The following is a 20,279-nucleotide window of genomic DNA, read 5'->3' as shown; positions in this document are numbered from 1 at the left end:
TGAATTAGTTTTTGTAAGTTTAAAAAGAATTTAAGTATGAGAAAAAAAAACGGTAAATTCAAGAGCTATTTTGTTTTTTTATTACCTTTTTTGTTCACATATTTGTTCCTCCAAAATGAGAGTCTTTAAAACTTATTAAAGAAGTATTCATTTTCATTATTTATATACACTAACTAATAAAATTAAAAAAAACTATGGGTGAAACTGCGCAATCAGTTTGGGTAAATTGTCTTTCATTTATTCAAGATAATATTACTCCACAAGCCTACAAAACGTGGTTTGAACCTATTAAAGCGGTTAAATTAACTGATAATGCGTTAAGTATTCAAGTACCTTCTAAGTTTTTTTACGAGTGGTTAGAAGAGCATTATGTAAAACTTTTAAAAGTTTCTCTTACTAGAGAACTCGGTGAAAATGCCAAACTAGTCTATGTGATTAGAATGGAAAATACTTACGGTAATAAACAACCTTTTACCGAAAAGATTCCTAGTTCACAACGTACACAAATTTCTTCACAAGATATTGACAGTCCGTTAAGAAATAAAAGTCCAGAGTTAAAAAATCCATTTATTATTCCGGGAATAAGAAATGTAAAAATTGACTCTCAACTTAATCCTAATTATAGTTTTGATAACTTTCTAGAAGGAGATTCTAACCGATTGGCTAGAAATGCTGGTATGGCTGTCTCTAACAAGCCAGGAGGAACATCATTTAATCCTTTATTAATTTTTGGAGGTGTAGGATTAGGTAAAACTCATTTAGCTCACGCCATTGGTGTTGAAGTAAAAGACAAATATCCAGAGAAAACTGTTTTATATATTTCTGCAGAAAAGTTTACGCAGCAATACATAGAATCCGTAAAGAAAAATAATAGAAATGATTTTATTCACTTCTATCAAATTATAGATGTTCTTATCGTAGATGACATTCAATTATTATCTGGTAAAGCAGGAACACAAGATGTCTTTTTTCACATTTTCAACCATTTGCACCAAAATGGTAAGCAAGTTATTTTAACGAGTGATAAAGCACCCGTAGATATGCAAGATATTGAGCAACGCTTATTATCTCGTTTTAAATGGGGCCTTTCGGCGGAATTACAACATCCAGATTTTGAAACACGTGTTTCTATTATTAAAAACAAACTCTACCGTGATGGTGTAGAAATGCCTGAAGATATTGTAGAGTATTTAGCTAATAATATTAAAACGAATATTAGAGAGCTAGAAGGAGCTATAATTTCATTAATCGCTCACTCTTCTTTTAACAAGAAAGATATCACCATCGATTTGGCTAGAAAAATCGTTGAGAATTACGTTAAGAACACCAAAAAAGAAGTTTCTATAGAATACATTCAAAAAGTAGTTAGTGACTATTTTCAAATGGATGTAGAAACGCTTCAGTCAAAAACAAGAAAGAGACATATTGTTCAAGCTAGACAGTTAGCTATGTTCTTTGCAAAAAAATTAACTAAAGCTTCTTTAGCTAGTATTGGCACACAAATAGGAAAAAGAGACCACGCTACCGTATTACATGCGTGTAAAACTGTAAATAATCTTTCTACTACAGATAAGCAGTTTAAAAAGTTTGTAGAAGATCTTAATAAAAAACTTACGTTGTAAAATGAAAACTAGAGTGTTGATGGTTTGCTTAGGGAATATTTGCAGGTCTCCACTTGCAGAAGGACTTCTGGCTTCTAAAGTAGATCAAGAAAAGATTCAAGTAGATTCTGCAGGAACCTCAGATTATCACATAGGTCATAGTCCAGACAAGCGCTCTATAGCCATTGCCAGCACTAATAAATTAGATATTTCTCAACAAAAAGGAAGACAGTTTACTAAAGAAGATTTTGACACTTTCGACTATATCTTCGTTATGGATAATTCTAATTATGATGATGTTATCAAATTAGCTCGCAATGATGAAGACAAGCGAAAAGTAGAGCTTATCCTCAACAAAATTTTCCCTCATGAAAATGTAGATGTTCCTGATCCTTATTACGGAGGGGAGCACGGTTTTAAGAATGTTTACGAAATGCTCGACGAAGCAACTTCTATTATTGCTAAAGAAATTAGTTAATAATAGGTTTCTTTTTTCGTAAATTTAAGCAAACCATAAAACCTTTATCATGAAAAAATTTTACTTATTTTTTATCGTGTTATCTTTTGGTTGGGTTGCTGCACAAGAAGATGTTAATATTCAACAAATAGCTACAGGCTTTAACTCTCCCGTAAATATTCAAAATGCAGGGGACGACAGACTTTTTATTGTAGAGCAAAACGGAGTTATTAAAATTTTGAATGACGACGGATCCACAAATTCAAATCCATTTTTAGATATTTCCTCGCAAATTTCTTCGGGAGGAGAACGCGGACTTTTAGGTTTAGCGTTTCACCCCAACTACCAAAATAATAGATTGTTTTATATTTATTACACCAATCCTTCTGGGGATTCGGTGCTTTCTCAATTTGAAACAAGCTCTATAGATCCCGATGAAGCTATTCCTGCTTCAGAAAATGTAATGCTAGTAATTACACAGCCTTTTAGTAATCATAATGGGGGTTGTATTGCTTTTGGAGATGATGGTTTTTTATATGTTGCTACTGGCGACGGTGGAAGCAGTGGCGATCCCAACGGGAATGCACAAAATTTAAATTCTCTATTGGGTAAAATTTTAAGATTTGATGTAGATGTTGCAGCACCTTATATTCCTTCTAATAATCCCTACGTAAATGATCCCAATGTCATGGATGAAATTTATGCCTACGGATTACGAAATCCTTGGAAATTTTCTTTTGACGAAACTACAGGAGATATTTGGATTGCTGATGTTGGACAAAATCAATTTGAAGAAATTAATAAGTCTGCTTCCGCGGAAGCGATAAATTACGGATGGCGATGCTACGAGGCTTCAAGCAATTTCAATACAACAGGATGTGATCCCCAGAGCACGATGGAGTTTCCTTTCGCTGAATATTCTCATACAGCCACCAGCCTAAGTAAATGCTCCGTTACAGGAGGTTATGTATACAGAGGAAGTGAGTTTCCTAACTTAACCGGAAAATTTCTTTTCGCTGATTTTTGTAGCGACGAAATAGGAACGGTAGACACCACGGGGAATATCACCTATTTTGGCCCATTCTCAGGAAATGGCTTTTCTACTTTTGGAACCGACCGTCAATCCAACCTCTATATCGCAGGATTAAGTACAGGTACCATTTACAAAATAGTTGATGACAACCTTTCCGTAGACATTTCTCATCAAAAGAGAATAAACATTTACCCTATTCCTACACAAGGTGTTATAAATATTGAAGCGCAGGAAATAATTAAAAAAATTGAGGTTATTTCCTTTACAGGAAAAGTTATCAAAACCATATACTCTAACAAGAAAAACACAAGATTATCTGTAGAGTTCGCTTCTGGAGCTTACTTTATAAAATCTACTTACCTCGACGGTAAGCATCAAGTAAATAAATTTATCGTTCAATAATATACAATGACAAATACTCAAAAAGGTAAAATATTTTTAATTCCTGCTCCATTAGGTGAAAATGCTCACGCCGAAACCATGCCTATTTCCGTAAAGGACAAAATAGAAGAATTAGATTATTTTATTGCCGAAAATGAAAAAACAGCAAGACGATATATAAAACAAATAAGTCCGAATAAATCTCAGCCTAATCTTAAATTTTGGATTTTAAATAAACATACTGAATCTTCTGAGATTCCTAGTTTTTTAAACGCTTGCCTTGACGGAATTAATATGGGGTTATTAAGCGAAGCTGGATGTCCTGGTATAGCAGATCCTGGTGCAGAAGTAGTGAGAATTGCACATGAAAAAGAGATACAAGTGGTTCCTCTCGTTGGACCATCATCAATTTTACTTACAATGATGAGTAGCGGGCTAAACGGACAAAATTTTGCCTTTCACGGATATCTACCTATAGATAAAAATGAAAAGAAACAGCATATTAAGCGCTTAGAAAGAATTTCTTTAGAGCAAAATCAGGCGCAAATTTTTATTGAAACTCCCTATAGAAATGAAAAGTTTTTTGAAGATTTAAAACAGAATCTTCATCCTTCTACCAAATTATGTATTGGTTGTGAAGTAACTCAAAAAAGTGAATATATTAAAACGAAAACTATAGCCGAGTGGAAAAAAATAAAGCCGGATTTACATAAAAAACCGGCTATATTTATTTTTCAAAAGGAATAATTATAAAACTCCTTCGTATAATTTTCTTTTTACTTTAGCTTTCGCTTTCCTATTAGGAGAAACAAAAGAAGTATCGTAACCTTTAAATTTATTAAGGTAGTATTTTATACTGGTTCCAAAAGCATCAGAAAAACCTTGCACTCCTCCACTTCTTAAGTATTTCTTTACACTTCCTGGACCTGCTAGGTGTGCTGCTGCTAAAATACCAGATTCGGTAATCTTTATACCATTTAAGGTCTTACCAACATATTTTGCAATATCCTTACGTAAAATCCATTTATTTCGAGATGCGTTTGCATAAAATGCAGCTTCTTGCAATTCTGGATTGTTTAAGAACGCTTCGGCATCATAAATACCGATAAGGTTGAGTGTACCGATACCAAATTGATACTTCCCTAGATAACCAAATTGATTAATCACTTGGTAATCCCCTCTAGATTCTTTAAAAGCTACAGCTTCTTTAAAACCTAGGTAACTTTTTTTAAGAACAGGATAGAAAATTGTTTCTTCTACCTCGTTCAAAATTTCATTGTTCATTTTTACAGTATAAGCTTCTGGTAAATTCGTAGTGCTTACACTTGCAGTTATAGCTTCTTCTTTGTTCGAAAAACTTAAAAAAATCAATGCTCCTATTGCTGGTAGTATTGATATTTTTGCGATTTTTTTCTTCAAATCAACTTGTTTCTAAAGGACTTGTATATGTCTTATGACAGCCTTTAATTTTGCGGTGCAAAGATACAACATTTATTAAATACAGAACAAACCAAATGTTAAACTTTACCAAAAAATTAAAAATCACATAAAAACCTTATTTACAGATACATAAAAAACAAAAACTCAATAAAACTAATGCTTTACACTACAACTAAACTCAGAATTTCTTCTAGTTTTCAGATTTAAGGCATTTAAAATTATCATTTCTTTATGATTCATGAAATAGATTTTTAAGCTTATATAATAATAAAATCCCCTCTTCTAACTAACTCAATAAACTTATCTTTGTTCTCAAATTAATAGAAATTTATTACAATCAAATCCTTATCACAAACAGGAATTGTAAAGCTTATTAATAAACTTAAAATGGAAAATTTCATTAAGACCACAGAAAAAAACAGCAATCACAACGACCTTGAAAAAATGCCAATAGGTGATTTGCTTTCTAAAATTAACCAAGAAGATCAAACTGTCCCACTAGCAGTAGAAAATTCTTTACCCCAAATAGAGGAACTTACTAAACAGGTAGTTTTAAAACTAAAAGATGGAGGTAGGTTATTTTATATAGGTGCAGGTACAAGTGGTAGATTAGGAATTCTAGACGCCAGCGAATGTCCACCGACTTTTGGAGTTTCTAAAGATTTGGTGGTTGGTATTATTGCTGGTGGCGATAAAGCAATAAGAGATGCTGTAGAAAATGCTGAAGACAGTAAAGAACAAGCAATTCTCGATTTGCAAGAACATCAAATCTCCTCCAAAGATATTCTTATAGGAATTGCAGCCTCAGGCACAACTCCGTACGTAATTGGAGCGGTTGAATGGTGTAATCAACAAAACATTATTACCGGCTGTATCACTTGTAATGCTAAAAGTCCGTTATCTTTGGTAGCAAAATTCCCTATCGAAGTTGTAGTAGGACCAGAATTTGTCACAGGAAGCTCTCGAATGAAAGCAGGAACTGCTCAAAAATTAGTTTTAAATATGATCTCTACTAGCAGTATGATTCAATTAGGTCGTGTGAAAGGCAATAAAATGGTAGATATGCAACTTAGTAATGACAAACTAGTTGAAAGAGGGATTAAAATGATTATGGAAGCTACACAAGCAACATATAAAATAGCAAATGAACAATTACGTTTCCACGGAAGTGTGAGACGAGCTGTTGAAAATATATTAGAAAATGAAAAGAACTAACAAAGAGGTACTATTTAAAGGTTTAAGGTATTTGGCTGGCGCAATGCCACTTATTTTTTTAGGTCCTTCTATTTTATATAGCGCATTTAATAATAGAGAACACCCTTTATATATCGCCGTACTTATTTTAGGAATTATAGCCTGCGGAGGAGCTATTTTTTTAATTTTTAAAGGCATAAATACTTTAATGAAAGCTTTATTTGACTCATAAAAAAAGCTCCCAAATTGGGAGCTTTTTTGTATCTATTAATATTATTTTTTAAGGAATAGGTGCTGTAAATTCACCACCTGTAATCACGATTTCGTTACCAGATTCATCTACTCCAGAAAAATTAAATGTTCCTTTAATATACTCATTAGTTAACTCTGTAATTTCTATGGTTCCTGCAGTTGCATCTAAGTATAAATTATCTGAAGCTGAATCGTACTCTGCTGTATAAGCTTCCAAGTCTGAACCAGTAGTATCAATAATATCGTATGTTCCCTCTGCTACGTCTAAAGGCATCCATAAAGAAATTCCTTTAAAAGCATCTGGGTTCTCGTTGTCACCACTTACCAATCTTTTTAATGAATCTATAGTAGAAGCTTCAAAAGAATAATCATCTCCATCTACAGTGAAATTAATAAAAAATTCTGTGTCCCCTGGATTCGGATTTTCATCTGTACTCAAAGGAACATTTGTAAATTCTCCGTTGGTTAGATTTAACGTTTCGGTAATTTCTTCTCCATTTTCATCATTGATTGTACGAGTAACCGTATATGAAAATGTTCCAGAAGCAATACCTACCGTTGTATCATAATCAGTAATTTCAACTGTAGCGCTTTGCTGATCATCTATAAGATAAGGTGTTTCTCCAGCTACAGCATAACCTGCAGAAGCCAGTCCCGAATCTAATGTATATGTACCATCTCCATTTCCTGCTAAAGTAATAGTTACCGCAGATCCGTTAGTTTTAATTCCTGTTATAAGAGTGACTCCATTTTGAGTAACCACTTGAGATTGATTTGCTATAAAAGTTTCGCCATCAATATCTACTTGAAAATTTGCTTGTGGATTATTATTATTTGGTGTACTCGCTTCAAATTCACCTTCTAGAGGTTCATTATCACAACTAACAAAAGATACAATAGCCAATAGCAAAAAAAGGGGTCTAAATAGGGTCATATTCTTCATTCTAATATTATTTATTTGGGAAAGACAAACTTAACTAAAATTATTTAATTTTAACACTTTGTTTTGGAACTCGTAAAAGAAATATTACTCCAAGTACAAAAAACACAATAAAAAAGAGAATGGTAGTTCTTATACTTCCTGTTTTTTCAGCAATAAAACCATAAGAAAGCATTCCTATAACAATTCCTATTTTTTCTGAAACATCATAAAAACTAAAATAAGAAGCTGTATCTATAGCATTTTCAGGTAATAATTTTGAATATGTAGATCTAGATAAAGATTGTATTCCCCCCATCACCAAACCTACAAAAGCAGCAGTAATATAAAATTGAACAGGAGTTTCTACGAAATACGCAAAAGCACAGATGGCTATCCAGATAAGGTTTAAACCAATCAAAACTTTAATATTCCCTAATTTAGAAGATAATCTCGAAGTTACAGTTGCCCCTAGAACAGCCACCAGTTGTATTAGTAAAATACTAATAATTAATCCAGTCGTTGCATCTTGCGCTCCCCAATCTAATTCTTCAATACCAAAATAAGTGGCTATAAGCATAATCGTTTGTACTGCCATGCTATACATGAAAAAGGCATATAGGTACCTTTTTAACTGTAAATTTTCTTTAATCTTAATCCAGATTTGTTTTAGCTCTTTAAAACCATTAAAAACTACATTCCTTGTCAGTTTTTGTTTTTTATTTCCTTGCGGAAGATAGTAATAGGTATACTGGCTAAAACCAATCCACCATATTCCTGTAAGGATAAAAGAAAGTCGAGTTGGCAAGCCTTTATCTTCGAAACCAAAAGTTTCATACATTAAGATCATCGCTAAACAAATCAGTAATAAAATAACGCTTCCTATATATCCTAAAGAATAGCCTTTAGCACTTATCTTGTCTTGTTGATTTGGAAAAGCAATATCTGGAAGGTAAGAATTGTAAAAAACAATACTTCCCCAAAAACCAATCAATGCTAAATAATAACACAATAACCCAAACCATAAATGCTCAAGATTAAACCAAAATAAACCAATACAAGAGATAGCTCCCAGATAACAGAAAAACTTCATAAAGCTTTTCTTATTTCCTACATAATCTGCAATTCCACTTAAAAACGGACTCAAGATTGAGACTGTCAAAAAAGCAAAAGCAGTCACATAACTTATAAGCGTGTCATTGTTCCATTCAAAACCTAAAAAACTTACTTGATCTGTAATTACATTTCCATCTTCATCTTTTAGAATAGTTAATGCCCCATAAAAAATAGGAAACACCGCTGAAGAAATCACCAAGTTGTAAACCGAATTAGCCCAATCATAAAACGCCCAAGCGTTTAATAATTTTTTGTTCCCTTTGGGTAGCTGTTGCATTTTTCTTAATTTTTTCTAAAAATAGAAAAACCTTTCTAATTGAATAGAAAGGTTTTTTAAAAAATGACTTTTATTTAATACCTATAATATTTTAAAATTATAGATGAAAATGTTCTTTATACTACAAATAACGCTTTCGCGGAATTATCGCTGTAATAAAACTATAGTCTATCAATAAATTATTAAGCATTAACGCTATACATTTTACCTCTTTGCTCTTTAATCTTTGGGTCACTCATATACTCATCAAATGTAAGGTAACGATCTATTACTCCATTTGGAGTTAATTCTACAACTCTATTACCAACTGTTTGAGAAAACTCGTGATCGTGAGTGGTAAACATAATGGTACCTTTAAAGTTCTTAAGCGAATTATTAAAAGCTGTAATTGACTCTAAGTCTAAGTGGTTCGTAGGCTCGTCTAACATTAATACGTTAGCACGCATCATCATCATCCTACTTAACATACAACGCACTTTTTCTCCTCCAGAAAGTACTTTAGCTGTTTTTAAGGCTTCTTCACCACTAAAAAGCATCTTACCTAAGAAACCTCTAATATGAACTTCCTCTCTTTCTTCTTCTGTTTTTGCATATTGTCTTAACCAATCTACTAAAGCAAGATCTTCTTCAAAAAATGCTGCATTATCTAAAGGTAAGTAAGATTGATTTGTAGTAATTCCCCATTGAAATTTCCCACTTACAGCTTCTTGTTTACCATTTATAATTTCATAAAAAGCAGTAGTAGCACGAGAATCTCTAGAGAAAACAACTACCTTATCGCCTTTATTAAGATTAATATCTATATTTTTAAATAAGGTTTCCCCTTCTATAGAAGCTTCTAAACCTTCAATATTTAAGATTTGATCTCCAGCTTCTCTTTCTCTTTCAAAAATAATAGCAGGATATCTTCTACTAGAAGGCTTAATTTCTTCAATATTTAATTTATCAATCATTTTTTTACGCGAAGTAGCTTGTTTAGATTTTGCTACGTTGGCACTAAAACGCTGAATAAATTCTTGAAGTTCCTTCTTTTTCTCTTCGGCTTTTTTGTTTTGTTGGGAACGTTGTCTTGCTGCTAATTGTGAAGACTCATACCAAAATGAATAGTTACCGCTAAAATGATTGATCTTACCAAAATCGATATCTGAAATATGAGTACAAACCGCATCTAAAAAGTGACGGTCGTGAGAAACAACAATTACCGTATTGTCATAATTTGCTAAGAAATGTTCTAACCAAGAAATAGTTTCATAATCTAGATCATTGGTAGGCTCATCCATAATCAAGACATCTGGATTTCCAAATAGTGCTTGTGCTAATAACACACGTACCTTTTGCTTACCATCCAAGTCTTTCATAAGGGAATAATGCAAATCTGCTTTAATACCTAAGTTTGAAAGTAAAGAAGCTGCATCACTCTCTGCGTTCCACCCGTTCATTTCTTCGAAGGTTACTTGTAGCTCCCCTATTCTATCAGCATTTTCATCGGTATAATCCGCGTAAAGCGCATCCATTTCTGCTTTAACTTTGTATAAAGGCTGATTTCCTTTTAACACAGTTTCTAAAACAGGATGCTCATCGTATAAATTATGATTTTGTTCTAACACAGACATACGCTTGCCAGGTTCTAAATGAACGTGACCCGAAGTAGGTTCAGATTTTCTAGAAAGTATCTTTAAAAATGTAGATTTTCCTGCTCCATTTGCTCCTATAATTCCGTAGCAATTGCCCTGTGTAAAAGTAGTGTTCACTTCATCAAAAAGAACCCTCTTTCCAAATTGAACCGATAAATTAGATACTGATAACATATTTCTCTTAAAATTTTGGCAAAAGTAACTAATAAAAACTACATCAAGAAAGATTAACTTTTCATCTTTTCCTTTTAACTACTAATTAACAAACTAAGATTCTACATACTCTATATTTGTCTTTGGTCAACCCCCATAATTACCCTTATTAATGATCTACAACTACTCATGAATTCTAAATTATTATTAACTTTCTCTTTGGTATTATCTCTATTCTCCTGCAAAAAAGAATCTGAGAATACTAATGGCACTTATTTAGCCGGAGAAATTGTTAAAAGTAATTACGATTATATAACGTTAGAAAAGAATAACGAACTCATAGATTCTATTTTTCTAGATAAAAACAAAAAATTCTCGTATACTTTTAACCAAGAAACATTCTCCCCTGGTCTTTATACTTTTAGACACACTCCCGAAAGTCAAGTTTTTTATATAGAAGAAGGAGACAGTTTACTTCTACGTGTAAACATGGATGAATTTGACGAATCATTAATGTATACAAACGATAAATCTCATGAAAACAATTTTTTGATGGAGATGTATCTTCTTAATGAGAAAGACAATGACCTTATCCTTTCTTATTATAAAATGAGTCCGGATGATTTTGCTGAAAAAACCGATTCGATAAAAAATTTCAAATTAGAAAGATTAGCTTCTTTAAAAGATAAATATGAGTTTTCTGAAACCTTTACGGAAGTAGCTCATAAAACTATTGATTATGAATATTATGATTTAAGAGAACGCTATGCTTATTTAATCAATAGATATTTTAGTGATTTTAGAAGTGAAATTCCTAATGATTTTTTCGACTATCGTAAAAATGTGAATTTTAATGATGCTTCAATCCAGTCTTATTACACTTATCAACGCTTTTTAGACAATTATCTAAAAAATAAAGCCATAGAGACTTGCATTGATAATGAAACAGAAGATCCCTCTCATTGCTTTAAGGCGAATACTATTGAAAATATAAAACAACGTCTTTACCTTAGCGACAGTTTATTTGAGATTGAAAACATAAGAAATAGTTTCTTAAGTAAAATTGCTAAGAAACAAATCAACTTTTCAGTAAGTGATGGTCAAATAGATTCTACTATTAGCTTGCTAAACAAATTTAATCTTCCTAAAGACCAATTAAAGGAGTTAAAAACTTTAGGGAACCTCCAAAAAAGATACTTTATTGGTAAAAATGTTTCAGATGCTAAACTTTTGTCTGCTGATGGGGAAAAGCTAAAATTTTCTGCAATATCTAGAAAACCTATTGTTACCTATACTTGGTCTTTATATGCAGAAAATCATAAACTACACCACCATCTTATTAATGAATTACGAAACAGATATCCCGAAATTACTTTTATTGCGGTAAATATTGATGAAGAGGATACTAAGCTCTGGAAAAAATCAATAGAGAATTTTGGTTACGATAAAGCTTTCGAATATCAAATTAGAGATCGAAAAAACGAACGTTACTTATATAAAAGTTTTATAGATAAAGTTTTAATTATCGACAACCGAGGTAACATTGTTCAAAACAGATTAAATCTCGAGGATCCTAATTTTGAAAACAAGATTTTACAATTTTTAAATCAATAAAAAAAGCGCTCAAATGAGCGCTTTTTTTTATTTTGTTTAATTGAGTTTTACCCGTTGGTTTTCTTATAATCTGCTAAGAATTTTTCTAAACCAATATCCGTCAAAGGGTGTTTTAATAAACCTTCAATAGAACTTAAAGGTCCAGTCATCACATCTGCACCAATTTTAGCACAATCAATTACGTGCATCGTATGCCTTACTGAAGCTGCTAAAATTTCGGTAGCAAAACCGTAATTATCATAAATAAGTCTAATCTCACTAATAAGACTTAATCCGTCACTAGAGATATCATCTAATCTTCCTATAAACGGAGAAACATATGTAGCTCCTGCTTTTGCTGCTAACAATGCTTGACCAGCAGAAAAAACTAATGTACAATTGGTTTTGATTCCTTTATCACTAAAGTATTTAATAGCTTTAATCCCATCTTTGATCATAGGAATCTTTACGATAATTTGATCGTGTAAAGCCGCAAGCTCCTCTCCTTCTTTAACCATAGTATCAAAATCTGTTGCAATTACCTCTGCACTCACATCTCCATCTACTATCTCACAAATATCTTTATAATGTTGTAAAATATTTTCTTTTCCAGAAATACCTTCTTTTGCCATTAAAGAAGGATTGGTAGTTACACCATCTAAGACTCCTAAATCTTGAGCTTCTTTAATCTGATCTAAATTTGCTGTGTCTATAAAAAATTTCATGTTGATCGGTTTTTTCCGTAAAGTTATAGTTTATAATGATTCATAAGCATTTTTTCATACATTTTATCGGGCAAAATATGCTTTAAAGCTATACTGGCTTTTTGTAACCATTCTCCTACTTTATAGTGTATAGTAGGATTTTTTTCTTGCATTACTTCATATACTTTTTTAGCCATTATGATAGGATCTTCACCACTGCTTACGTGCTTATCCATTAATGCTAACGTATTTCCATAATTTTTCTTGTAAGGAGAATTCTCTTTTACAGGAGCGTGATACCTCCCAGCCGCAATATTGGTGGCAAAATCTCCAGGAGCAATGTTCGTCATTTTAATTCCGAACTCTTTCAATTCCATTCTAAAAGCCTCGGTAGTAAGTTCTAAAGCTCCTTTGGTAGCAGAATAAATTCCGCGATAAGGCAATCCCATATAACCAGCAATCGAGGTTATATTAATAATAAAACCACTTTTTTGCTCTCGCATACTTGGTAACACAGCCTTAATCACTTTTATAACTCCAAAATAATTGGTATCAAATACTTTTTTAATTTCTTCGTCTGGTGTTTCTTCAATAGGACCTGTAATTCCCATTCCAGCATTATTGATAAGAAAGTCTATTCTCCCTTCTTTTTCTAGTATTTTCGCTACAGCGGAAGAAATAGTTTCTGAAGAAGTTACATCTAGAGCTACGAAATGTATTCCGTTAAGCTCTTTATGCTTGGGTTTTCGACTAGTACCGTAAACTTTATAGTCTTTTTGGTGTAAATATTCTCCTATAGATTTTCCTATACCAGAAGATGCTCCAGTAATTAATACAACTTGTTTTGACATGTAATTGAGATATGTGGCAAATATCGACTTTTGAAGCGAAAGTGAAAAAATGCAGAGAAGAAAATTCTTTGAGTTTTGGGTACAAAAAAAGGCAAGCTACCCACATCACACCGCTACGACCGCTTACCCTTGCTGCGTTCCCGCCCTGGGGGATTCAGCAGGAGCTGGTTGTGTGGGACTTGCCGGTGCAAATATACAAGGTTTATCTTTTTTCACAAGCTTTTTTTAAAAGGAATTAACTAAATTAGCCACACAAATTTAAGCAAACAATTATGCAATTTTATAAGCCTCTGTCAATCATTTTATTAACCTCTACTCTTCTCTCTTGTGGTGATAGCCTAGAAATGAAAAAAGAATCTATTTCTCTTCAAATAGATTCAAAAAATGAAAAAATACAAGCTGGTGACGCTATAAATTTAAAATTAAATAACCCAAAAGACATTCAGATTGACTCTGTCCAGTATTTTTATAAGGATCAAAAATTAGGTTCTTCCGCTTTAAGCGAAAGTATTTCTGTTCCATTAGAAAAACCTTTAGGTCGAAATATGTTAAAGGCTAAAGTCTTTATAGGAGGAGAAAGTTTTGATATACAAAAAGAACTGGTTTTGCACCACAATAAAGCTCCTAAAATATATACTTATGAAGTGGTAAATACCTATCCACACGATTCTAATGCGTTTACGCAAGGTTTAGAGTTTTATAATGATACTTTATATGAAGGAACAGGAAGAAATGCGCAATCAACGCTTCGAAAATTAAATTATGAGACGGGTGAGGTACTTCAAAAGGTAAAATTGAAAGATATTTATTTTGGGGAAGGGATCTCCATTTTAAATGACAAAATATACCAACTTACTTGGCGTTCTGGCGAAGGAATAATCTATGATGTAAACAATTTAAAAAAATTAAAAACGTTTAGTTATAGCGAAAGTAAAGAAGGTTGGGGATTATGTAATGATGGCAAAAAACTATACAAAAGCGACGGGACTGAGAAAATATGGATCTTAAATCCAGAAACTTTAGAAGAAGAAAGTTATTTTCAACCCGTAACCCACACTTCACTTTCTACTAAACTGAATGAGTTAGAATGGGTAGAAGGAAAAATTTACGCTAATACGTGGCAAAAAGACGGGATAGCGATTATAAACCCTATTAGCGGAGCAATCGAGGGAATAATTGATATGCGTGGATTAAGAGACCAATTAGGGAACAGTAAGAATATAGCTGGTCAAGAAAATGTTCTTAACGGAATTGCATATAACAAAACCACCAAAAAGTTATACGTTACTGGTAAAAACTGGGATAAGCTTTTTGAGATAAAAATTAAAGAAAAGTAATTTATGAGATATGTTTACGGCATTTTATTGCTTTGTTCGGTAGTATTGTGGAGTTCTTGTAGAAAAGATTTTGAAACTACACCCAGTTCGGGAAAACTTACTTTTTCTAAAGACACGGTTTATCTAGATACTGTTTTTACCAATATTGGCTCTAGCACTTATAACCTAACGGTACACAATAAAAGTGATGATGATATCACTATTCCTAATATTCAACTAGCCAAGGGTGAAAGTTCTAATTATCGTTTAAATGTGGACGGTTTACCCGGAAAAAGTTTCCGAGACATCGATATTCTTGCGAATGACAGTATTTTTATTTTTGTTGAAACTACAGCCGATATTGAAAATTTATCTCAAACTGACAATCAATTTCTATATACGGATGCTATAGAATTCGATACCAACAGCAATCAACAAAAAGTAGAATTAGTTACACTTATACAAGATGCTCATTTTTTATATCCTGAAAAATTTGCTGATGGCACTACGGAAACGCTTTCATTTGGCTTTGATGATGAAGGCAACGAGATTCTCATTGAAGGATTTGTCTTAGATGACACCGAACTTAATTTCACCAACGAAAAACCTTATGTAATCTACGGTTATGCCGCCGTTCCTTCTAATAAAACACTCACTATTGATGCTGGAGCACGCGTACATTTTCATCGTGAAAGCGGACTTATAGTTGCAGAAAATGGTTCTTTGCACGTAAATGGGGCTTTAAGCAACGATCCCGAAGTTTTAGAGAATGAAGTTATTTTTGAAGGCGATCGTTTAGAACCTGCTTTTAGCGATGTTGCTGGTCAATGGGGAGCTATTTGGTTAACAGACGGAAGTACCAATAATCAAATTAATTACGCAACGATTAAAAATGCATCGGTGGGTATTCGTATGGATAATAACGATGGAAGTAACCAACCTACCCTAACCATTAAAAATACACAAATTTATAACTCCGCTAATGTTGGACTTTTGGCTAGAACTGGGTTTATTGAAGGAGAAAATCTAGTGATTAACAATAGCGGACAAGCCTCTCTAAACCTTTCCCTTGGCGGAAGATATAACTTTACCAACTCTACTTTTGTAAATTATTTTAACAATGGGTTTAGGCAGTTTCCTGCGGTATTGATTGAGAATTTATTAGAAACCCAAGAAAACATTTTTGTAGCAGATTTGATTGAAGCCAATTTCTACAACTGTATTATTTACGGAAATGAAAACTTAGAACTTTTATTCTCAAAATCTGAAGAAGCGGCTTTCAATTATAAATTTGAAAACTGCTTAATTAAGTTCAATGATTTTAATAACCTTTATGTAGATATTCCAGAATATAACTTTGAAGATTCTGCTCTATTTGAAAATAACATTTTAAATGAAGATCCTATTTTTAAAGCTACAGAGCTTAATCAATTACAAATAGGAGAAGAATCTGCTGCCAACGGCTTGGCAAATCCTGCAACAACAACCGCTCAAGATATTTTAGGAACTTCTAGAGGTAATTCTCCAGATGCTGGAGCTTATGAGAGTGTTATATTTGAAGAGTAAGCTTTTCTTCATCTTAAATAAAAAAAAGCATCTTCCGTTAAGAAAATGCTTTTTTGTTTTTTGAAAAAATATAAGTTTAGTTACTCATATATTTCTGTACTATCGTTTGCGCTTTCATCATATATTTTTGATTTAAAGACATGCTTGCCTCAACAACAGCTGGAGTTTTTTCTAAAATGTTTTTTCCTGCTGGAGTTTCATAAAAATCCAACATTTTCTGAAGATCTTCTTTTCCTACTTTTTCAATATAAATATCAGCAATTTCTGAATACATTCCTTTCATTTCCTCATTTAATTCCTTTTTGAAAGCTTCTCTTTTCCCTTCAGGAATCATAGGCATTATTTGACTAAGTGCTGCATCCATTGTAGAACCAGACTGTACCTCAACAAAGTTTAACATCTCTGTCTTAAAATCGTCTTGAGCAAAAGAGGCAAAACTTAGCATGACCAATCCTGCCGATAAAATTAATTTTTTCATAAGTTATGTTTATTTAGTTTTTATATTAAGCTTGAAATAATGGTCTATGTCCCATCATTTCGTGTATTTCTTGTTTCGTTTTTTCGATAAGGCTTTCATCTTCAATATTACTAATTACAGCATCTAAAAACCCTACTACTTTATCCATATCTTCTTCTTTCAATCCTCTAGTAGTAATCGCTGGTGTTCCTACACGTATCCCAGAAGTCACAAAAGGAGATTGATCATCAAAAGGAACCATATTTTTATTTACAGTAATTTCAGCTTTAACTAATGTTTCCTCAGCTTGTTTTCCGGTTACTCCTTTATTTCGTAGATCGATTAACATCATATGATTATCGGTTCCTCCAGATATTACGTCATAACCTCTTTTTACAAATGCTTCAGCCATAGCTTTTGCATTCTTCTTTACCTGTACCATATAATGTAGAAACTCGTCAGACAAAGCTTCTTCAAAAGCAACTGCTTTGGCCGCTATAATATGCTCTAAAGGCCCTCCTTGGTTTCCTGGAAAAACACCACTATTCAATAAAGAAGACATTTTCTTTAAATTTCCATTTTTTAATTTTTGTCCGAATGGATTTTCAAAGTCTTTCCCCATCAAAATCATTCCTCCGCGAGGTCCTCTAATAGTTTTATGCGTTGTCGTGGTTACAATATGACAATGCGGTAAAGGATCACCTATTAAACCTTTAGCTATTAAACCTGCAGGGTGCGCCATATCTGCTAACAAGATTGCCCCTACTTCATCTGCTATTTCTCTAAATTTCTTATAATCAAATTCGCGTGAATAAGCCGAAGCTCCAGCAATAATCATTTTTGGCTTTTCTTTTAACGCTACTTCTCTTACGTGATCGTAGTCAATTAAACCCGTTTCTTTTTTTACTCCGTAAAACACAGGATTATATAATTTTCCTGAAAAATTAACTGGAGAACCGTGGGTTAAATGTCCACCGTGAGATAAATCAAACCCTAAAATAGTGTCTCCTGGCTTTAAACACACTGAAAACACAGCAGTATTAGCTTGAGATCCTGAGTGGGGTTGCACATTTACATATTCTGCATTAAAAAGTTCTTTAGCTCTTTCTATGGCAAGTGTTTCTACTTCATCTACAATTTCACAACCTCCGTAATAACGTTTTCCTGGGTAACCTTCAGCATATTTATTAGTAAGTACAGATCCCGCAGCTTCTAAAACTTGTTCACTTACAAAGTTTTCGCTCGCAATCAATTCTAGTCCGTTGATTTGGCGGTTCTTTTCTGCTTCTATTAAATCGAAAATTTGAGTATCTCTATTCATGAGTTAAATAACGTTAAAAATTTTATCAAAAATAAGAAAAGCATTCGGTTAATACATGGAAAATAATATATTTGAATACATATTATTAAAACTATTTGAATTTACATCCATGCAGATAACCGCCAATAATCCCGATAGAAAAACTTGGTTAGATATTACTAAGAATACAGATTTCCCTATTCAGAATATTCCTTTTGGAGTATTTTTAACTAGGGACGATGTCATTACCATTGGTACCAGAATTGGAGATTATGCGATTGACTTAGGCGCTTTACACCAATTAGGGTATTTTGAAGATATTCCATTAACTGATGATATTTTCTTACAAGACACCCTGAATGATTTTATTGCTGACGGAAGAAAAACTTGGCGTGCAGTAAGAAATAAGATTGCCGATATTTTTGATGTAAACAACAAAACACTTCAAGAAAATAAAGAACACCAAAAAGTAATTCTTTTCACCCTAGATGAGATAGAAATGCAACTTCCAGTACAAGTAGGCGATTATACCGATTTCTATTCGAGTGAAGAGCATGCTAGAAATGTGGGAGAAATGTTTAGAGGAGCAGATAAAGCTTTATTACCAAATTGGCTTCATATTCCTGTAGCTTATCACGGTAGAAGTTCTTCAATTATTCCTAGCGGAATTCCTATTAGAAGGCCTCATGGACAAAAACTTCCTAACGGATCGGACACACCTATATTTGGCCCTTCAAGAAATTTAGATTTTGAATTGGAAATGGCTTTTATCACTACTGCTGCCAATCATTTAGGAGAACCTATTCCTGTAAATGATGCAGAAGAACATATTTTTGGTTTAGTTTTATTTAATGATTGGAGTGCAAGAGATATTCAAAAATGGGAATATGTTCCACTGGGACCATTTTTAGGAAAAAACTTTGCATCTACCATTTCTCCATGGATTGTTACTTTAGATGCTTTAGAACCTTATAGAACTGAAGGACCTAAACCTAGTACTAAACAACTCCCTTATTTAAAATCTAAAGGAAAGAAAACATTTGATATTCATTTACAAGTTGCGATTCAGCCAGAAGGAAAAGAAGAAACGGTAGTTTCTAATACCAACTTTAAGCATTTATACTGGAATATGAGTCAGCAATTAGCACACCATACTGTTAACGGTTGCCCTGTAAATAGTGGAGATATGATGGGAAGTGGTACTATTTCTGGACCTACCAAAGATAGCTATGGCTCTATGTTAGAACTTTCTTGGAATGGTGAAAAGCCTATAAAACTTAAAGAAGGTGGTGATCGTAAGTTTATACAAGATAATGATACCGTAATTTTAAGAGGTCATTGCGAAAATAAAAATACTCGAATAGGATTTGGAGAGTGTAGCACTAAAATCTTACCTCCTTTTAAAAATTAAAAGAAAAGAATTGATGTTAAAAAAGCCATTTCTATAATCAGAAATGGCTATTTTTTCTTTAACTTCTATTTAAAACGACGCGAGTATATCTGCATCAATTTCATGATGTGAAGATTGATGAACTACTACTCGGTTTTTGACCACAATCATTTGTGGAGATTGATGCATAACTTTAAACTTTTCAGCTACTGCATTACTAACATTTCTATATTGAAGCAGATCTAAATAATAAGGTTGCACTTCAGTAAGTTCAAAATCATAGGTTTTCTCAAATTGTTTTAAAACTGTTCTACTTATTCCGCAACGGGTAGAATGTTTAAATATTACCACACTAACTTCTTCAGATTCATCTAAAATAAGATCCAAATCTTCTTCTTTGGTTAACATTTTCCAAGGAATTTCTTTAATTTCCTTTTTAGCAACATCATCTTGCTTTTTAAATAGTTTATCTAATAATCCCATTGTAACTAACTTTTTAAAATAAATTTAAGGATATTATTTCTTCTTCTTTCTAACTTTATAAAAAGATTACCATATCACTTAATTATTTCACAAATATGTAATATTGTCACGCTGTTATCGTGGAATAATGCCATTTTGTCATTTTTCATAAAAGGCACATTA

At 32.7% G+C, this 20,279-nt stretch carries 19 protein-coding genes and 1 other RNA gene; 10 read left to right on the top strand and 10 right to left on the bottom strand.

Annotated elements, in window-relative coordinates; translation table 11 throughout:
* Positions 1 to 194: 194 nt before the first annotated feature.
* Genes dnaA through LX95_RS08485 form a run of 4 tightly spaced genes read left to right on the top strand, consistent with a single transcriptional unit; the run spans position 195 to position 4,219 of the window.
* Positions 195 to 1,622, top strand: a complete 1,428-nt coding sequence (gene dnaA, locus LX95_RS08500) for a chromosomal replication initiator protein DnaA (RefSeq protein ID WP_111541012.1) — start codon at positions 195 to 197, stop codon at positions 1,620 to 1,622.
* Between the two features lies 1 nt (position 1,623).
* Positions 1,624 to 2,079: a low molecular weight protein-tyrosine-phosphatase gene (locus LX95_RS08495; protein WP_111541011.1), complete on the top strand. Its 456-nt coding sequence runs from the start codon at positions 1,624 to 1,626 to the stop codon at positions 2,077 to 2,079.
* A 49-nt stretch (positions 2,080 to 2,128) separates the two neighbouring features.
* Entirely contained in the window at positions 2,129 to 3,493 is a 1,365-nt protein-coding gene (locus tag LX95_RS08490) for a PQQ-dependent sugar dehydrogenase (protein WP_111541010.1), read from the top strand.
* Positions 3,494 to 3,499: 6 nt separating this feature from the next.
* Positions 3,500 to 4,219, top strand: a complete 720-nt coding sequence (locus tag LX95_RS08485) for an SAM-dependent methyltransferase (protein ID WP_111541009.1) — start codon at positions 3,500 to 3,502, stop codon at positions 4,217 to 4,219.
* Here LX95_RS08485 and LX95_RS08480 read toward each other — a convergent pair whose 3' ends face one another.
* Positions 4,220 to 4,891, bottom strand: coding sequence for a peptidoglycan-binding protein LysM (locus LX95_RS08480; RefSeq protein ID WP_111541008.1), 672 nt, complete (start codon positions 4,889 to 4,891; stop codon positions 4,220 to 4,222).
* Between the two features lie 408 nt (positions 4,892 to 5,299).
* Here LX95_RS08480 and murQ point away from each other — a divergent pair, with 408 nt between their 5' ends.
* Both murQ and LX95_RS08470 read left to right on the top strand, forming a co-directional pair.
* On the top strand, positions 5,300 to 6,127 hold the full coding sequence (gene murQ, locus LX95_RS08475; protein WP_111541007.1) for an N-acetylmuramic acid 6-phosphate etherase: 828 nt from the start codon (positions 5,300 to 5,302) through the stop codon (positions 6,125 to 6,127).
* Complete coding sequence (locus LX95_RS08470; RefSeq protein ID WP_111541006.1) at positions 6,114 to 6,338, top strand: DUF6095 family protein; 225 nt, start codon at positions 6,114 to 6,116, stop codon at positions 6,336 to 6,338. The genes murQ and LX95_RS08470 overlap by 14 nt, the downstream gene beginning before the upstream one ends.
* A 48-nt stretch (positions 6,339 to 6,386) precedes the next feature.
* Here the strand turns inward: LX95_RS08470 and LX95_RS08465 are convergent, their stop codons facing one another.
* The 3 genes from LX95_RS08465 to LX95_RS08455 form a co-directional block, all read right to left on the bottom strand.
* On the bottom strand, positions 6,387 to 7,301 hold the full coding sequence (locus LX95_RS08465; protein ID WP_146240768.1) for a DUF6252 family protein: 915 nt from the start codon (positions 7,299 to 7,301) through the stop codon (positions 6,387 to 6,389).
* A gap of 40 nt (positions 7,302 to 7,341) precedes the next feature.
* Positions 7,342 to 8,670, bottom strand: a complete 1,329-nt coding sequence (locus tag LX95_RS08460) for an MFS transporter (RefSeq protein WP_111541004.1) — start codon at positions 8,668 to 8,670, stop codon at positions 7,342 to 7,344.
* A gap of 182 nt (positions 8,671 to 8,852) precedes the next feature.
* Positions 8,853 to 10,478: an ABC-F family ATP-binding cassette domain-containing protein gene (locus tag LX95_RS08455; protein WP_111541003.1), complete on the bottom strand. Its 1,626-nt coding sequence runs from the start codon at positions 10,476 to 10,478 to the stop codon at positions 8,853 to 8,855.
* 168 nt (positions 10,479 to 10,646) lie between these two features.
* On the opposite strand from LX95_RS08455, the gene LX95_RS08450 reads away from it, so the two are divergent.
* The gene (locus LX95_RS08450; protein WP_111541002.1) at positions 10,647 to 12,071 is read left to right on the top strand and encodes a TlpA family protein disulfide reductase; all 1,425 of its coding nucleotides are present in this window, start codon (positions 10,647 to 10,649) and stop codon (positions 12,069 to 12,071) included.
* Positions 12,072 to 12,118: 47 nt separating this feature from the next.
* On the opposite strand, the gene fsa is transcribed toward LX95_RS08450, so the two are convergent.
* The 3 genes from fsa to ffs all read right to left on the bottom strand — a co-directional run bounded on the left by fsa (position 12,119) and on the right by ffs (position 13,790).
* Positions 12,119 to 12,775 (bottom strand): fructose-6-phosphate aldolase, encoded by a 657-nt coding sequence (fsa, locus tag LX95_RS08445; protein WP_111541001.1) that lies wholly within the window; start codon positions 12,773 to 12,775, stop codon positions 12,119 to 12,121.
* Positions 12,776 to 12,798: 23 nt separating this feature from the next.
* Positions 12,799 to 13,605: an SDR family oxidoreductase gene (locus tag LX95_RS08440; RefSeq protein ID WP_111541000.1), complete on the bottom strand. Its 807-nt coding sequence runs from the start codon at positions 13,603 to 13,605 to the stop codon at positions 12,799 to 12,801.
* Between the two features lie 86 nt (positions 13,606 to 13,691).
* Positions 13,692 to 13,790: signal recognition particle sRNA small type (gene ffs / locus LX95_RS08435), an RNA gene on the bottom strand.
* 87 nt (positions 13,791 to 13,877) lie between these two features.
* On the opposite strand from ffs, the gene LX95_RS08430 reads away from it, so the two are divergent.
* Both LX95_RS08430 and LX95_RS08425 read left to right on the top strand, forming a co-directional pair.
* A complete protein-coding gene (locus tag LX95_RS08430; protein WP_111540999.1) occupies positions 13,878 to 14,942 on the top strand; it encodes a glutaminyl-peptide cyclotransferase in 1,065 nt (354 codons plus the stop codon).
* Positions 14,943 to 14,945: 3 nt separating this feature from the next.
* Entirely contained in the window at positions 14,946 to 16,487 is a 1,542-nt protein-coding gene (locus LX95_RS08425) for a hypothetical protein (protein ID WP_111540998.1), read from the top strand.
* Positions 16,488 to 16,563: 76 nt separating this feature from the next.
* On the opposite strand, the gene LX95_RS08420 is transcribed toward LX95_RS08425, so the two are convergent.
* Together LX95_RS08420 and LX95_RS08415 are read right to left on the bottom strand one after the other, a co-directional pair.
* Positions 16,564 to 16,965 carry a DUF2059 domain-containing protein gene (locus LX95_RS08420; RefSeq protein ID WP_111540997.1) on the bottom strand — a complete coding sequence of 134 codons (402 nt, stop codon included), beginning with the start codon at positions 16,963 to 16,965 and terminating at the stop codon, positions 16,564 to 16,566.
* Positions 16,966 to 16,990: 25 nt separating this feature from the next.
* A complete protein-coding gene (locus LX95_RS08415; RefSeq protein ID WP_111540996.1) occupies positions 16,991 to 18,265 on the bottom strand; it encodes a serine hydroxymethyltransferase in 1,275 nt (424 codons plus the stop codon).
* A gap of 109 nt (positions 18,266 to 18,374) precedes the next feature.
* Here LX95_RS08415 and fahA point away from each other — a divergent pair, with 109 nt between their 5' ends.
* Positions 18,375 to 19,655 (top strand): fumarylacetoacetase, encoded by a 1,281-nt coding sequence (fahA, locus tag LX95_RS08410; RefSeq protein WP_111541163.1) that lies wholly within the window; start codon positions 18,375 to 18,377, stop codon positions 19,653 to 19,655.
* Between the two features lie 69 nt (positions 19,656 to 19,724).
* Here the strand turns inward: fahA and ytxJ are convergent, their stop codons facing one another.
* The gene (gene ytxJ / locus LX95_RS08405) at positions 19,725 to 20,117 is read right to left on the bottom strand and encodes a bacillithiol system redox-active protein YtxJ (protein ID WP_111540995.1); all 393 of its coding nucleotides are present in this window, start codon (positions 20,115 to 20,117) and stop codon (positions 19,725 to 19,727) included.
* Positions 20,118 to 20,279: the final 162 nt, after the last annotated feature.

This window comes from Mesonia algae, from assembly GCF_003253545.1.
Lineage (GTDB): Bacteria > Bacteroidota > Bacteroidia > Flavobacteriales > Flavobacteriaceae > Mesonia > Mesonia algae.
Note: the sequence above shows the minus strand (reverse complement) of the source record. Positions and strands in the feature narration are given on the sequence as shown.